General features: G+C 39.4%; 18 protein-coding genes. 1 reads left to right on the forward strand and 17 read right to left on the reverse strand.

What is annotated here, in order from left to right:
* Positions 1-41: 41 nt before the first annotated feature.
* From ACK2WI_RS17065 to mutY, 6 genes are all read right to left on the reverse strand, one after another.
* Positions 42-443, reverse strand: a complete 402-nt coding sequence (locus tag ACK2WI_RS17065; RefSeq protein WP_312695815.1) for a hypothetical protein — start codon at positions 441-443, stop codon at positions 42-44.
* Complete coding sequence (rlmD, locus tag ACK2WI_RS17070) at positions 444-1,853, reverse strand: 23S rRNA (uracil(1939)-C(5))-methyltransferase RlmD (protein WP_409151696.1); 1,410 nt, start codon at positions 1,851-1,853, stop codon at positions 444-446.
* Between the two features lie 196 nt (positions 1,854-2,049).
* Positions 2,050-2,655, reverse strand: a complete 606-nt coding sequence (locus ACK2WI_RS17075; RefSeq protein ID WP_093099243.1) for a TetR/AcrR family transcriptional regulator — start codon at positions 2,653-2,655, stop codon at positions 2,050-2,052.
* Between the two features lie 91 nt (positions 2,656-2,746).
* Positions 2,747-3,787, reverse strand: coding sequence for a phenylalanine--tRNA ligase subunit alpha (gene pheS / locus ACK2WI_RS17080; RefSeq protein WP_093099244.1), 1,041 nt, complete (start codon positions 3,785-3,787; stop codon positions 2,747-2,749).
* A 61-nt stretch (positions 3,788-3,848) separates the two neighbouring features.
* The gene (locus ACK2WI_RS17085) at positions 3,849-4,301 is read right to left on the reverse strand and encodes a single-stranded DNA-binding protein (protein ID WP_313367748.1); all 453 of its coding nucleotides are present in this window, start codon (positions 4,299-4,301) and stop codon (positions 3,849-3,851) included.
* Between the two features lie 25 nt (positions 4,302-4,326).
* Positions 4,327-5,370 (reverse strand): A/G-specific adenine glycosylase, encoded by a 1,044-nt coding sequence (gene mutY / locus ACK2WI_RS17090; protein ID WP_409151697.1) that lies wholly within the window; start codon positions 5,368-5,370, stop codon positions 4,327-4,329.
* 128 nt (positions 5,371-5,498) lie between these two features.
* On the opposite strand from mutY, the gene ACK2WI_RS17095 reads away from it, so the two are divergent.
* Entirely contained in the window at positions 5,499-6,359 is an 861-nt protein-coding gene (locus ACK2WI_RS17095; protein WP_093099249.1) for a M23 family metallopeptidase, read from the forward strand.
* Positions 6,360-6,611: 252 nt separating this feature from the next.
* Here the strand turns inward: ACK2WI_RS17095 and ACK2WI_RS17100 are convergent, their stop codons facing one another.
* From ACK2WI_RS17100 to ureC, 11 genes are read right to left on the reverse strand one after another with little or no spacing between them, the layout of a single operon-like run.
* Positions 6,612-7,655 carry an alpha/beta fold hydrolase gene (locus ACK2WI_RS17100; protein WP_409151698.1) on the reverse strand — a complete coding sequence of 348 codons (1,044 nt, stop codon included), beginning with the start codon at positions 7,653-7,655 and terminating at the stop codon, positions 6,612-6,614.
* Positions 7,656-7,710: 55 nt separating this feature from the next.
* Positions 7,711-8,487, reverse strand: coding sequence for an ABC transporter ATP-binding protein (locus ACK2WI_RS17105; protein ID WP_409151699.1), 777 nt, complete (start codon positions 8,485-8,487; stop codon positions 7,711-7,713).
* Positions 8,487-9,491 carry an iron ABC transporter permease gene (locus ACK2WI_RS17110; protein WP_093099253.1) on the reverse strand — a complete coding sequence of 335 codons (1,005 nt, stop codon included), beginning with the start codon at positions 9,489-9,491 and terminating at the stop codon, positions 8,487-8,489. Before ACK2WI_RS17110 ends, ACK2WI_RS17105 begins: the two co-directional genes overlap by 1 nt.
* Before the next feature lie 34 nt (positions 9,492-9,525).
* On the reverse strand, positions 9,526-9,975 hold the full coding sequence (locus ACK2WI_RS17115) for a hypothetical protein (RefSeq protein WP_093099255.1): 450 nt from the start codon (positions 9,973-9,975) through the stop codon (positions 9,526-9,528).
* Entirely contained in the window at positions 9,975-10,688 is a 714-nt protein-coding gene (hypB, locus tag ACK2WI_RS17120; RefSeq protein WP_409151700.1) for a hydrogenase nickel incorporation protein HypB, read from the reverse strand. Before hypB ends, ACK2WI_RS17115 begins: the two co-directional genes overlap by 1 nt.
* Positions 10,681-11,034 carry a hydrogenase maturation nickel metallochaperone HypA gene (locus ACK2WI_RS17125; RefSeq protein ID WP_409151701.1) on the reverse strand — a complete coding sequence of 118 codons (354 nt, stop codon included), beginning with the start codon at positions 11,032-11,034 and terminating at the stop codon, positions 10,681-10,683. Before ACK2WI_RS17125 ends, hypB begins: the two co-directional genes overlap by 8 nt.
* A gap of 1 nt (position 11,035) precedes the next feature.
* Positions 11,036-11,965 carry an urease accessory protein UreD gene (locus ACK2WI_RS17130; RefSeq protein WP_409151702.1) on the reverse strand — a complete coding sequence of 310 codons (930 nt, stop codon included), beginning with the start codon at positions 11,963-11,965 and terminating at the stop codon, positions 11,036-11,038.
* Between the two features lie 11 nt (positions 11,966-11,976).
* A complete protein-coding gene (gene ureG / locus ACK2WI_RS17135) occupies positions 11,977-12,591 on the reverse strand; it encodes an urease accessory protein UreG (protein ID WP_093099259.1) in 615 nt (204 codons plus the stop codon).
* Between the two features lie 11 nt (positions 12,592-12,602).
* Entirely contained in the window at positions 12,603-13,268 is a 666-nt protein-coding gene (locus ACK2WI_RS17140; protein WP_409151703.1) for an urease accessory protein UreF, read from the reverse strand.
* Between the two features lie 22 nt (positions 13,269-13,290).
* The gene (locus ACK2WI_RS17145) at positions 13,291-13,785 is read right to left on the reverse strand and encodes an urease accessory protein UreE (RefSeq protein ID WP_409151704.1); all 495 of its coding nucleotides are present in this window, start codon (positions 13,783-13,785) and stop codon (positions 13,291-13,293) included.
* Between the two features lie 6 nt (positions 13,786-13,791).
* Positions 13,792-15,645, reverse strand: coding sequence for an urease subunit alpha (gene ureC / locus ACK2WI_RS17150; RefSeq protein WP_409151705.1), 1,854 nt, complete (start codon positions 15,643-15,645; stop codon positions 13,792-13,794).
* Positions 15,646-15,655 lie beyond the last annotated feature (10 nt).

The raw sequence follows: 15,655 nt of genomic DNA on the forward strand, positions 1-15,655 counted from the left end.
ATAATACTTTTGACTAGGAAATGTTAAAAAGTTTTAAATCACTATGTATTATATGGATAGAAAACAAAGTTTGCCCCTTCAGGAACCACCACAAACAAACACATAAAATCATTTGCCGACTTGAAATTCCTTTCGAAATATTCCTTCTTGTCTTCCTTAATGATTCCACGATCAACAAATTCTTCTAATGAACTTGCTTGAATGCTCCATTGTGTATTTAGCTCATCCCTGTCTAAGATCATCTCACCCAGATCAACCTTCAATTGATGGGCGACAAAAATAGGATACAAGGTATAGCCTTCTGCCATCATTTCAGCAGAAACCTCTTGGATAGATTCTTTATAAAAATCCAAGTCTTTCTTCAAGCTTACTAATGGACTCTGTCCTTTCTCCGGTTTTCCTTCTTCCTCGGGTCCTTTATTTAATAGATCCTGTAAATCCATTTATTTTTTCAATTTTAACAATACCACATTCTCAACATGTTGTGTATGAGGGAACATATCAACCGGTTTTATCCGTACCACCTCATACTTACTCGTTAAGCTTTCCAAATCACGTGCCTGAGTTGCAGCATTACAACTTACATAGACTACTTTATCACTTTCCATTTCCAATATCCTATCCACGACGTCCGCATGCATGCCCGCTCGTGGAGGATCTGTGATGACTACATCCGGCTTGCCATGTTCCCTGATAAAATCAGCAGTTAACACATCCTTCATGTCACCAGCATAAAACTTGGTGTTATGGATTCCATTGGTCTCCGAATTGATCTTAGCATCTTCAATAGCTGAGGGAACATATTCCACTCCTACAACCTCACGCGCCGATCTAGCAACAAAATTCGCAATAGTTCCTGCTCCTGTATATAGGTCATAAACCAGCTCATCGCCTTTGAGGTCAGCAAATTCCCGGGTAATCTTATATAATTCGTATGCTTGTCTAGAATTCGTTTGATAGAAAGATTTAGGACCAACCTTAAATTTAAGCCCTTCCATTTCCTCATAGATAAAATCACGTCCTGAGTAAACATGGATATCCTGATCAAAAATGGTATCATTCCTTTTTTGATTGATGATATATAATAAGGAGGTGATTTCAGGAAATTTGTCTTTAATAAAGGACATCAATAAGTCCACCTGTCCTTCTTCAGGATAAGCAAAAACCACGATTACCATTAATTCACCAGTGGAAGAAGTTCTGATGATTAAGTTCCGAAGAGACCCTTCATGGTCTCTCAGGTCATAGAATGAAAAAAAGTTGTCCTTAGCAAATTCAAAAATGCTGTTCCTGATATCGTTAGAAGGTTCTTGCTGTAGATAGCAATGATCAATGGTCAAGATCTTATCAAACCTACCAGGTACGTGGAAACCCAAAGCATCCATAGAATCCCCCGGTTCAACCTCATCAAGACTGGTTAACCACCGTTTATTGGAAAAAGTATATTCAAGCTTATTTCTATAATATTCAGTCTGAGCCGAACCTAAAATAGGCTCCATTCCAGAAACATCCACTTTTCCGATTCTGGACAGGGCATTTCCTACATACTGTTCTTTGAATTTCAATTGAGATTCATAGGTCATATGCTGCCATTTACACCCCCCACATATTCCAAAATGAGAACAGAAAGGATCTATCCTATATTCAGAAGCCTTTTTTACCTCAGAAATCTTACCCTCTGCAAAATTCTTCTTCTTGCGAATCAATTCAACATCCACAACATCTCCAGGCACTGCCCGCTCAATAAATAACACTAAATTATCATGCTTGGCAACTCCCTTGCCCTCTTCCGCAATGTCGATAATTTCAACATCCGTAATAAATTTCTTTTCCTGAGGTATTCTTCTTCCCATATTGGCGCAAAAATACGCAAAAATTTAATAGCAGAATGATTTTTGATTTTGTTCAACATCTCGCCGGAAAGGCTCCAATACTGTAGGCCTTATTGCATAAGCCCGCCCCATACAAACATAAATTTATATCACCTTCTGAGCTGTTTCTTCTTTTAAGAAAATTTTGTCACTGCTAGCAGAGCGAACGAAAGTTGTCTTATTGTCTAATATCTAAAGCCTCTCTCTTAGACTCCAAAAGCGTAGCTTCTACCAGATACGGCAGGATTTCTTTCTGGAAGGAAATAAAATTCTTACGAACATCAGCCTCGGAGACTGCGGTGAACGCGAAGGAAAACACAATATTTTTAGAGGTTTTAATAAGGAAGGTCAATCGTTCTTCGGGGATCATATTGGCAATGGTTTCATTCTGCATAAACGAGCGCAGCAAAAGAAACTCAAGGTCATCCGAAAGGAGTTTAAGGTATTCCTGGGCATTGACCGACTCGCGGATAAATTCCCAACCTACAAACTCATTACAAACCGTATAGGTCACACGGCTCACCCTCAAAATAGTATTGGCAAGGAATAGAGCCAGATCTTTCTCATTTACGTTCTTGTTCAAGATATCATATACATTGTCTTGTATATAATCCATCAGAACCTCGTGTAAAATCAACTCTTTACTTGCGAAATATTTATAGAAGGTTGCTTTAGCTATGGAAGCATTTTTCGCCAGCTCATTAACACTGGTTTTATTATAGCCATATTTTCTAAATAGATCTCTTGCAGATTTCTTTATTGCTATAACTACTTTGTCTTCCATGAAGCTGTTTTTTTGAATTTGGGATTCAACTTATTTTATAATGTTCCACCTAAGGCTATTAGAACCTTGGGTGGAACACAAACCAATTGGTTTAAATAATTTCTGTTTCAAACTGAGATAAGAAACGAACATCGTTTTCGGAGAACAAACGTAAGTCTCTGATCTCATACTTCAAGTTCGTAATCCTTTCGATACCCATACCGAAAGCAAAACCTGAATATTTTTTACTGTCGATTCCGCAATTATCCAATACGTTTGGATCTACCATACCACAACCAAGGATCTCAACCCAACCCGAGTATTTACACATCTGGCAGCCTGCACCTTTACAGATTGTACAAGAAATATCCATTTCTGCGGAAGGCTCTGTAAATGGAAAATAGGATGGACGGAATCTTACCTTAGTATCTTCTCCATACAATTCTTTCACAAAGTGATATAATGTCTGCTTCAAATCGGCAAATGATACATTCTCATCCACGTACAATCCTTCGATCTGGTGGAAGAAACAATGCGCTCTAGCCGAAATTGCTTCGTTGCGATATACTCTTCCAGGCATGATTGCACGGAAAGGAGGTTGCCCTGCTTCCATCAAACGCACCTGAACCGATGAGGTATGCGTGCGCAATACGACATCATTCCCATCCTGTTTCTTGATAAAGAAAGTATCCTGCATATCTCTTGCGGGATGCTCTGGAGCAAAGTTCAACGCCGAGAAGTTATGCCAATCATCTTCAATCTCATTTCCTTCAGCAACAACAAAACCTAACTTCTTGAAAATCTCAACGATCTCTTTTCTGACAAGAGAAAGTGGATGTCTAGATCCCAATGTAAAACCAGGACCTGGTAAGGTTAAATCTCCTTCAGGATTTGCCGACTGACCTTCAGATTGATCTGCAAATTGCTCTGATGCCTCTTTAAAAGTGTTTTCAGCGAACTGCTTGAATTCATTCAATACTTTTCCTAAAACCCTCTTCTCATCGGAAGACACGGTTTTGAACTCCTCAAACAAGTTTTTAACGATGCCTTTTGACACCAAAAACTTTAATCTAAATGCTTCAACATCTTGGGCTGAACTTGGCGCAAATGCCTTTATCTCTTCAGTATACTGCGTTATCTTATCTTGCAACATGTGTCAAAGATACAGCAATTTTAAAAAATAAATGAAATGGTACAATATTTAATTAGGTAGATTAAAATGGTAGACCATCACTATCGTCGTCATTCTCTGTAAAGTCGACGGCTTGTTCCTTTGGTTCACTGCTGGTGGTTGCTCCACTCGCGGCACTCTGTTGTGGGCTTTGCGGTTCAAAATCTGAACGCCTTCCCAATAAATTAAAACTCTCTGCTACGATCTCTGTCGTATAGCGACGGATACCTTCTTTATCTTCATAAGAACGCGTCCTCAATTTCCCCTCAATATAGACTAATTTTCCTTTACTGAGGTACTTTACAGCAACATCTGCAAGCCCGCGCCACAATACGATATTGTGCCATTCGGTCTGCTCTACACGACGGCCATCCTTGTTGAAAGTCTCCGATGTCGCCAATGGAAAACTAGCAACACTTACATTTCCTTCTAAATAGCGGATTTCTGGGTCTTTTCCAAGATGACCAACTAAAATAACTTTATTTACTCCCGACATACAATAATTTAGGATTTAGTGAGCACTAAAAATAATGTTCCACAAAGGAACTAATCAGTTTATGTTTAGCTAATGTATCTAATTTTTCTAATAAAAAATAATTCCAAAAACTTTTTTTGGCCAATTCCCCATTATCCATATCAAGGCTATAAAATCGGGCAAAAATATTCTGATGGCTTAAAATATGCTTGACTTGCCCTTTTATCATCTTTGGTACATTTTCCCCAAAATTAATCCTGTACTCTTCCAATTGTACCAATTCTGCTACATTCAATTCTCGGTCACTCTCAATCATCGGAAACTCAAACAAATTCGCCCAAACATCTCCTTCCGACCGCTGAGACATCAAGATCGACCCTTCTTTTTCAATTATAAAGTAATGAAAATACCTATCTCTACTTTTTTTACCTTTTAATTTAACTGGTAATTTATCAACTAAGCCTTCTTCGTAGGCTTTGCAATCCAACCTCAAAACGCATTCTTCACAATTTGGACTCTTAGGTTTGCATTGAAGAGCACCAAAATCCATAATGGCTTGGTTATATTCTCCCGGGTGATCCTGATCCAACATCTCTTGAGCTAATTTAGAGAAAAGCTTTTTCCCCGAACTACTATTGATTGGCTCATCAATTCCAAAATATCGGGATAAAACCCTAAAGACATTCCCATCCAAAACAGCGTAACCTTGGTTGCTTGAAAATGATGAAATTGCAGCAGCAGTATATTCCCCAACACCTGGTAAGGCTAAAAGCGACTGATAATCAGTCGGAAACTCACCTTTATGCCTGTCCAAGACCTGTTTACTGGCTTTATGCATATTCCTTGCCCTTGAATAATAACCTAAGCCCTGCCATAATCTCAAAATCTCAGGCTCTTCAGCTTCCGCAAACTTTGTTACATTCGGATAGTTTTCTAAAAATTTAAAAAAATAGGGCATGCCCTGTTCGACCCTCGTCTGTTGAAGGATAATTTCTGATAACCAAATTACATAGGGATTCTTGGTCTCACGCCATGGTAGAGCTCTTTTATGCTGAGCATACCATGTTAAGATTCGTTCCGAAAATGACATAATACAAAGATGATAATTTTAGCCCTCCCTATTCCTTAAAAAGTTATAAAATGTTAAAATTCATTGCAATTATTTTAACATCTTCTATTTTTACGCCCGGCTAACATAAAGTGGGAGAGTAAAATACTATGACAAAAAAGAAGACTGCCGTTGAAATTCTAGACTCAAACGGCGATTCGAATTTGAAGATTCAGATTCCAACTATTGTTTTGAAAAATTGGAAATATATCCTAGCTGGAGGAATCTTCTGCATCTGCTTGATATGTGCAACGATTGTATATGTTGCCACTAAAACGACAAGCGACCATTACGAAGAACAATTGACTAAGAAGATTGAAGCACTTGAAAAAGCAAAGCAATCTTTAGCTTTGGAAGAAGCGACCAACCAACTTAGCACTGTTCAAATTCAAAAATCCTTCGATGCTATCGATAGTGCAGTAAACCAAATTAATGCCAAAATGCGCAGAAGAGGTTTAAAAGAGTTCGCACCTAAGCTTAAAAACGCTGGTGGACCCGTAGAAGAAGAAGTTAATCTACCTGAACTGATCAAGTACTACGAAGCTACTGTCAAGAAACTGGACAAAAAATTAGAAGGCGTTCCACTGGGAACTCCACATAACGGTAGGATCACTTCTAGGTTCGGATACCGTAGAAACCCTTTTACCAACCGTGGCATTGAAATGCACTCTGGAATTGACATCAGTGGAAGAACTGGAGAACCCATCACAGCTACTGCAGCAGGAAAAGTGGTTTATGCAGGCTATAAAGGCCAATATGGCAAAGTGGTAATCGTAGAGCATACCAATGGTTGGGAAACAAGATATGCCCACCTTTCAAGCACAAAAGTAAAAAAAGGTGAAAAGGTAGAAGCCGGACAACAAATTGGAAGACTCGGCAGTACCGGTAGATCAACTGGACCTCATCTTCATTATGAGCTATTGAGTTTCGGTAGAAAAATAAACCCTGAAAAAACATTGATCTTCAACTAAAAGATCATGACCTATACAAAAGGCTTTCTATTAAAAACGAGGGCACTGAAAAACTATCCATTAAAAAAGGGCTTATGAATTTTTATGTTCATAAGCCCTTATCTTTTGTCTATTTGAATGCTTCTATATTTTAAGTCGCAAATACTCGATTCTCAAAGGGTTTAACACATGGTTTTCAAGCATTTTGAAACCTCTAAATTTTTAAGAAGACTTTTTCAGTGCCCTCTTAAAAACAGAAAGCCTTTTTTTATGCTATAGCCCTTTCAAAAAGGACTGCAAAGTCTCCTTAAATTGACTCGGACAAGCATAATGTATATTATGACCATCACAATCAAATACCTTTAGCTGGATTAAATCCCGATGTAGGTTTTTCAGGTCATTGTTCCCTTTGTCAGTATCAAACCAATCATCCTCGCCTCTTGCTTCGATAATTAAGAGAGGAACATGCAATTCAGTATAAATTCTTATCGGATCAATATTTACCATCGATGCGGCATATTTACTGATGGATTCTAGCGAATTTAAGACCTGCGAATAATGGAGGCTATCCTGCATATTCATATACTCATTTAATCCCTTATAAAAAATCCATTGCTTTCCTTGCTGCTTCATAAAACCAAAGGATTGCCAAATTGAATCCGAATCTTCAATTGATTTTATATTCTTATATATTTCAAAATCTGAACTATAGGCTTCAAATAACAACTTTCTTAAATCATCAGGCACTTGAACTGAATGCAGGAATTCCGATAGTTTATCTGCTCCCATTTCATCAAACATACCTTTGAAAGAAACCGAACCACCTTCTTCGAGGATTATAGCTTCCACCTTTTCGGGATATTGCTGATAGAAGGCTGTGGCAAGGTAAGCTCCCCTTGAAAACCCAGCAATAACCGCCTTTGTGGCATTCTCCTGCTCCAATAGAAGTGCAAGATCATCTGCAAAGTCCCAGAAATCTAGATCCTTCGCTGGAATATCAGTTAACCCATGCCCATAATGGTCAACAGATAAGACTTTATAGCCTTCCTTAACCAAATCTTCAGCAAAGGGATAAAAATCATAGGCAGATAATAGACTGCCCGGCAACCATACAAAGACCTTTCCTTCATGGTCGCCCCATTTTAAATAAGAAATTTTGTGATTTTTAGTCTGAATAAACTTTCTATGCTGGGATTCAAAGGATTGAAACCTAGCTTTGTCCTTTTGGTATTCTTTATAGATGACAGCATCATGCTCTTGAGAATAAACAGAAATTCCCAGTAACAAACCAAGAAATAAAAGAAGAATACGAGGCATAGAAATTAGCTAAGTGAATTCCTCTCAAAAATAACAGCTTGATCGGAATAACTTACTATTTATCAAATAATCTTGGCACAATTAACTGTCCATCTAAATAACCTACTCCGTCCAACTTTACTTGATAGGTAGTCTCTAGTGCAGAGATCCTTTCTTTAGGATCATCAGCAATCAATTCTTTCAGTTTTCCTTCGTTCATCAGAAAATGCCGATCTCCATACAGCAATGCCAAGTTTGGATCATGCATAATACAGATAACCGTTGTGCCTTTTTTTACCAAGCGCTTTAAGTGATCCAAAACTGCCACTTGATAATGTAGGTCCAAGTGATTGGTTGGTTCATCCAATAATAGTATTGAAGGCTCCTGCAAAAGAACCCTGCACAATAATATTAATTGCCGCTCGCCCCCAGAAAGTGAAGTATAAGGCTTATCCCTGAGATGGATCAAACCGAATGATTCTAAGGCAGCATCAACTAGGGCCTTATCTTGTATAGTAGGTGAAAATTTAGAGAATGCTGCCCTACCGGTCAATAATACATCCAATACCTTAAATGGGAAGGTACTATGATGAAATTGCGGCATAAATCCTATCCTAACCTTGGCGTTTTGATGAGGCTTGATTTTTTTCCGCTCTATCCCTGCAAATACAACCTCCCCTTTATATTCCCTTTCCATACCTGAAAGAATATTAAAAAGCGTTGATTTCCCCGACCCATTTCTACCTAAGATAACACTGAACTCTCCAGATCGGAATTCAGCATAAAGATCCTTCAGAACCTGTTGTCCCGAAAAACCAAATGTCAATCCGTTTATCTTTATCAACTCTTCCATTAGTTCCAGTTTACAGCGTTCTTCCGCATCAGGTAGATAAATAAAGGTGCGCCCAATAACATCGTAAATACTCCAATAGGTATTTCAAAAGGCATTAAGGTTCTGGATAGATCATCAATTAACAATAAAAACGAACCCCCAATACTAATATTTGCAAAGACACCAATTTGATTGTTCGGACCAAAGATAATTCTGGTGATATGTGGAACGATCAACCCAAACAGACTGATCATACCTACAGCAGAAACTGAAGCTGCAGTAATCATGGTTGCCAAACCAATCATCAAGAGCTTCATTCCTTTGGGATTTACTCCCACAGCCATCGACTCCTCATCACCCAACGCCAATAGATTCAACCTCCAACGGAATATGATGATCAACAAGATCCCTCCAACAATGGGCAAGAATGAACTATTTAGTTTGGCCCAAGAAGCAGTATGCAGATTTCCCATGGTCCATTGCACGATAGCTTGCAATTTATAAGGGTCGCTCATATATTGCAGCACCGTTAAAAAGGCCGTAAAAACACCAGAAATTATCATCCCTGACAAAACCATGGTGATCAAAGTCGTCCTGGTCTTTGAATAGGATACCAAATAGGTAATCCCTACCGCCAAAACACCAAATAAAAAAGCCGAAAATGTAATGGAAAAGAAGGATACCAACATAGATAGTGCCGCTCCAAATGCTGCCCCAGAGGAAATCCCAAGTGAAAAAGGATCCACAATAGGGTTCCTAAAAATTGCTTGCAATACCGCTCCGGAGACTGCTAAAGCTGCCCCAACCAAAAAGGTCAATAAGATCCTCGGCAATCTGACTTGCCATAGAATAGTAGCCATATTCTCATTGACAGCGGCGCTATTTCCAGTTGGTTGAAGTGCCGCAACGATATGATTGTACAGCTCCCCAATACCAAGCATCCCTGAACTACCCCAAGCCAAAGACAATAGAACAAGAAATACAGGAACTAAAAAAAGTAAGACAATCTTCAACCGCTTAATCATTCCATTTTATATTTGCAAAAGCTTCAAATCAACCTTATATAAAGTTGCCGAAGGCCTTCAATGCTGTATTTGGCAATAATTTCATTTCCTCTAAAACCACCTGATCTTCATATTTCTCCTTCAATGCCTGAAATAATCTTGCATCATAAGAGACAGCGATTCTTTGATCTGAAACTTGAAAGATTGGAAGATGTCGATTTCCAACATCATAGCAGAACTTTCCAATCGTATGGATGGAGTCCGAAGTCAAAAGGATACAAAGACACTCTTTAATGCGTATGCGAATGCTGACACCCTCATCTTGATAGATAACCTGTCCATCTTGCAAGGTCAGCTTTTCAGTCCATTGAATTTTTACAGGAACACCTAAAACCGTCTTCCTCTTCAAATAAGTTCTATTGACCTCGTACCATTCTAATTCCAGAAAATCAACCTCATTCTGCTGGACAACTAAATCCTGAGGTAATTTTTCAATGAAGATCATTAGACAACCTGCGCGATAGCTTTCTTTTCAGAAACTTTATTCTTTAACCAATCACACCACTCATCCAACCCTTCGCCCTTCAAACTGCTGATGGATATCACTTCCAGATTAGGATTGACCTCCCTAGCATCCTTTGTTGCGGCTTCCACTGAAAAAGGCACATAGGGCAATAAATCAGCCTTGGATACCAACATCAATTCACTGGTCAAAAACATCCTTGGATATTTCTTTGGCTTATCATCTCCTTCTGTTGCTGCCAATACTGTAACCCGATAATCTTCTCCCAAGTCAAATGCGGCAGGACAAACCAAATTTCCAACGTTTTCAATAAACAAAAGGTCTACATCGGTTAAATCGATATGGTCTAATGCCTGCAATATCATCTGTGCTTCGATATGGCACATCCCTCCTGTTACGATCTGAAGGGCATTGATGCCTACTTCACGCATACGAACCGCATCCCGCTCCGTTTCTGGATCACCAACCAACACCGCAATATTTAATTCTTTGCCCAATCGCTTGCCTGTCTCTTGCATCAAGGTAGTCTTTCCACTTCCGGGTGAAGAACAAACATTGATAACACATATATTGGGAATCCTATCACGAATGGCTTTGGCAACAAAATCATTCGCCTTCAATAAATTCAAAGAGGTATTATCACATTGTACAGAGCCTACTGGCATCTGATTACTTTTTGCTGTACGATTACTCATGTTCTTTCTTTTTAAATGTCACTTTACTAATTTTCAACTCCTCACCTTGCACTATTTTATCCGAGCCTTTTCCACATTCACAAACAAAGCGGTGGAACTTTACCTCAAATTCCTTACTGCAATCTTTACAGTAAGCTATGATTGGTAAAATTTCAACATCCAGTTCAACCTCGGCATATTCAGAAAACTCCTCTTTGTAGGCCTCGAAGGCATTATGGATCAGCACCGGCTGAATATTACTTAATAAACCAGCTTGTATTTCTACCCCAACAATATCCCTGAATGTTTCTGGATATGCCTCTTCTAAGGTTTGGAAAATATCTTTGACAATCGATAGTTCGTGCATACTATTCCGCTATTACTTCTAGTTTCTTAATGCTTTTCCCTTTTTTGACAGCTTTCTTAACGCCATTCTTTTTAACTGCTTCTTTTAAAGTAGCATCTTGGATAAGCTTTTCTTCTACGGCTTCTACTTGAGGATATAGCTCTTCAATTTTATGCTTTGAAAACTCCCAACATAACTGTCCTAGCATCAACAGAAAATCATATAATAACTCCCCATTATTTCCCAATGCCCTAAAGATGACCACATCATCCGCCGCTTGGGTAAATCCGTAGGAAATGTCTTCATAATCCTGCTGCAAGATCTCGTCCAGCTCAATTTTCAGGTCCTTAGCAAAGGAGCTTGAAAACAATAAGGTCGCTTGATGGGTATAACCCTCAAAAAACAACATCTTTTGAATGGGTTGCTTGCTTGGACTCAGAAACTGATTATCAATAAAAATGAGTTTATTATCCTTATAGATCTTCGTTAAGGAATGAAGTTGTGTAAATACAAAGGATTCCTTCATATGAACCCTTCCTGAACAGATTATATCTCCCCAAATCAACACCGATTCCTTATCCATATGGATTTCATTCTTGGCAAGAAATATCGATTCTTTAAAAGGAGTTATAGGGTGTGGGATATAATGAAACAATGCCTTTTTATCCAATTGGATCTGCGTTTCCTGGACCGCTCCTATTTTCATAGGATGGACTTTATTAAAGGACTGGGTAAACAATTTAAGTTCCGCTTCCTCTTTCACATGAACATCTATGGTCAATTTATCCTCATCCATGACACCGGGAGATGCACTCATAATGATCATTTCCAAATGTTCATGGAAGGTTGGCGAACCATAATAGGTCAACTTATAGGGAGCACTGTGGTAACTCTCCTTTAAAACAGTTTTCTGGTTCTCTTTCTCCGCATTTATCTTAATTGCACTATCCATAAAAACCGTATTTAATTCTCTAAAAGAGCATATTTCTTAATCCAATTCTTTACATCTTCCAAACCGTCCAAAGTCATCATATTGGTAAAAATAAACGGCCTATCGCCACGCATCTTTAATGTATCCTTTCTCATAACTTCCAGATCGGCATTGACATAAGGAGCCAAATCAATTTTATTGATCAACAACAGATCTGACCTCGTAATTCCAGGTCCACCTTTTCTAGGCATTTTCTCGCCTTCTGCCACATCCAATACAAAAATGGTAACATCCGCCAGATCAGGGCTGAAGGTAGCCGTTAGATTATCTCCACCACTTTCCACAAATATGATCTCAGCATCAGGAAATCGGGAGGCTAGATCCTCCACAGCTTCAATATTCATTGAAGCGTCCTCACGGATTGCTGTATGAGGACATCCCCCCGTTTCCACTCCCATGATGCGTTCAGCCGGTAAGGCTGAATTTTGTTGAAGATACATGGCATCTTCTTTTGTATAGATGTCATTGGTCACAACACAGATGCTGTAATCCTCAGACATTGACCTTGTCAATCTTTCAATCAATGCGGTTTTTCCAGAGCCGACAGGCCCTGCTACACCTATTTTTACGTAATTTCTTGCTGGCATATTTTTTTGATTTATGAAATGTAGATCCGGGTATATAATTTCTCATGTTGCATGCAACGTATATCCTGAGCTACACAACAATTCCCGACCAGATTTTCCTCGAGGTCGGCTTGCTTTTCAACCAATTCATTGATGAGTGGTTGAAGTTTAAATAAGATCTGTTGAGCATCCATTTGACTTATAGGCACAAGCTTGGCACAGTTGGTTACTATACCATTTAAGGAGTTATAATAGAATGCACTCAATGCATCTTTATAATCAATCTTTTGCGCATGTGCATACATCGCAAACGCCATGGCATAATGCCCATGGTATTCATTTGCTTGGATCCCTTTCAAATAACTGCTGCAACGAGCCACTGGTTGTAGCTTTTCAGTTAGCTTTAGAAACCTAATCCCAAGTTTCTTGCTCGCATCCCTGATTTCAAATGGTGCCTTGTAAGCTGTTATCAATGCATCTAATTCTGCGATTCTTTTCTTGGTCGCCCTAGATTCACATATCTCCCAGGTCTTATGGAAGAAAGCGGCATCATTATAGTAAAAGCTGTACTCTAGCATGGAACTTGCGTATTCACGGGCGGTCTTGCTATCCTTGACGATTCCCATAAAAATATAAGTTTCCAAACCATAGGAATGCGTAAATCCTCCGATCGGAAAAACCGAATCGTTAATTTGCATAAGGGTCAACAGTGGATTCATCTTAATCTTCCTTTACTAAAACTATTTTATTCTTAAAATTTGTTACTTGGTGCATCTTCAAAACATCTGTTTTTTCAATGACACGTTCTTCAACCATGGGCTGGAAACCCGCCCTCTTTAACTGACCAAACAGAGGCTTTTCATAAGCAGTTATTATCTCATTTCTATCATTGATAAAAATTGGAATATGCTTATTCCCGATTTCAAAACAGGCTATCGCCATTTCCTTGATCGATTGCGGCTCAAATACAATACAAGAGCAAGGCAATACCCGTACAACTATGCAAATTCCTTCCGCATCATATAGCACATCTCCATCTTCAAGTGCCACGGAATCCAGGTTCCTGAAGCCTAGTTCCTTCCCTGCAGTACTATATGCGCGGATAATCCTTTTTGTTGTATCAAACCATTCCAACTCTAAATATTCTATTGGATTTTGGAATGTTCCAGGGCTTGAATGGTGGATGTTGCCTTTTATTGCTCTTGATACCAGCATGATTACTTAAAACAAGAAATATCTTTGTGCCATTGGAATTTCACTAACCGGTTCACAGGTTGCTAGAACTCCATCAACGGTTACTTCATACGTATCTGGATTAACCACAATATTTGGAGTTGCACTATTATGGACCATATCTTTTTTCATAACAGTCCTACAATTTTTCACTGGCAAGTTCTTTCTGCTCAACTTCAACTTCTCCATATTTCCATTGTCAATAGAAATTTTGGAAACGAAATTATAGCATACAGAAGGCAAAGCACGTCCGTAACTACCAAACATTGGTCTATACATGACCGGCTGTGGAGTAGGAATAGAACCATTGGCATCTCCCATTTTCGAACTTAAGATCATTCCTCCTTTGATGATCAATTCAGGCTTCACACCAAACATGCTCGTTTTCCACAATACTAGATCGGCATATTTACCTTTCTCAATCGAACCGATATATTCATCTATACCATGTGCTTTCGCTGGGTTAATGGTGTATTTAGCGATATAACGTTTCACCCGGAAATTATCATTGTCCTTGCCTTTATCTTCTGCCAAGGGGCCACGTTGAACCTTCATCTTATGGGCTGTTTGGAAAGTTCTTGAAATCACCTCCCCTACACGTCCCATAGCTTGACTGTCCGAACTCATGATGGAGAATACCCCCATATCTTGGAAGATATCCTCAGCGGCCATCGTTTGGGGACGGATCCGGGAATCGGCAAACGCTACGTCTTCCTTAATCTTTTTGTCCAAATGATGCACCGCCATTAGCATATCCAAATGCTCATCTACCGTATTTACCGTAAATGGCTTAGTCGGATTGGTGGATGCCGGAAGGATATTGGGATACATGGCAATCTTGATAATGTCTGGAGCATGCCCACCGCCGGCCCCTTCGGTATGGAAGGTATGGATTACACGTCCATTAATGGCAGCAACGGAATCCTCCAAGAAACCTGCTTCATTTAATGTGTCGGTGTGAATGGCAACTTGAACATCATATTTATCGGCTACTTTCAGCGAGGAATCAATAGTAGATGGAGTAGCACCCCAGTCCTCATGGATCTTTACGCCCAATGCGCCTGCTTCAATCTGCTCCTCAATTGGCTTCATGGTGGAAACATTTCCTTTTCCAAAGAATCCAACATTGACAGGGATGTTCTCAAATGCTTCAAACATCTTTTCCAAATACCATTTCCCTGGTGTAACTGTTGTAGCATTGGTACCATCAGCTGGTCCAGTTCCACCTCCAATAAATGTCGTTACGCCACTGTACAATGCAGTTTCAACCTGTTGAGGACTGATAAAGTGAATATGCGTATCGATTCCACCAGCAGTTAGGATCATACCTGCACCACTGTGGACTTCGGTGGATGCACCGATCACCATGCCTTCAGTCACCCCAGCTTGAATATCTGGATTACCCGCTTTTCCAACTCCAACGATTTTTCCATCCTTAATACCCACATCGCCTTTTACAATTCCCCAGTGATCAATGATGATGGCATTGGTAATTACAAAATCCAAGACTCCTTCATCACGCAAGGCACGTGCAGATTGTCCCATTCCATCACGGATGGTTTTACCGCCACCAAATTTGTTTTCCTCACCATATACATTGAAATCTTTTTCGATTTCGATGAATAGTTCGGTATCAGCCAACCTAACCTTATCTCCGGTAGTCGGACCAAAAAGCGAGGCATACTTGTCCCTAGGGATATGTAGTACACCATCTATGTATTTAACCGATGATTTATCGATTCCTAATTTTTCTAATCCAAGTGCATCCAAACGCATTGCTGCAGTTCCAGCGGTTGTCAATCCAACCACTTTGATCCACTCTCTTCTATTCCATGTTCCCATTATTACGCTG

This window comes from Sphingobacterium sp. BS-2, assembly GCF_046161205.1.
In the GTDB taxonomy this organism is placed as follows: Bacteria; Bacteroidota; Bacteroidia; order Sphingobacteriales; family Sphingobacteriaceae; genus Sphingobacterium; species Sphingobacterium mizutaii.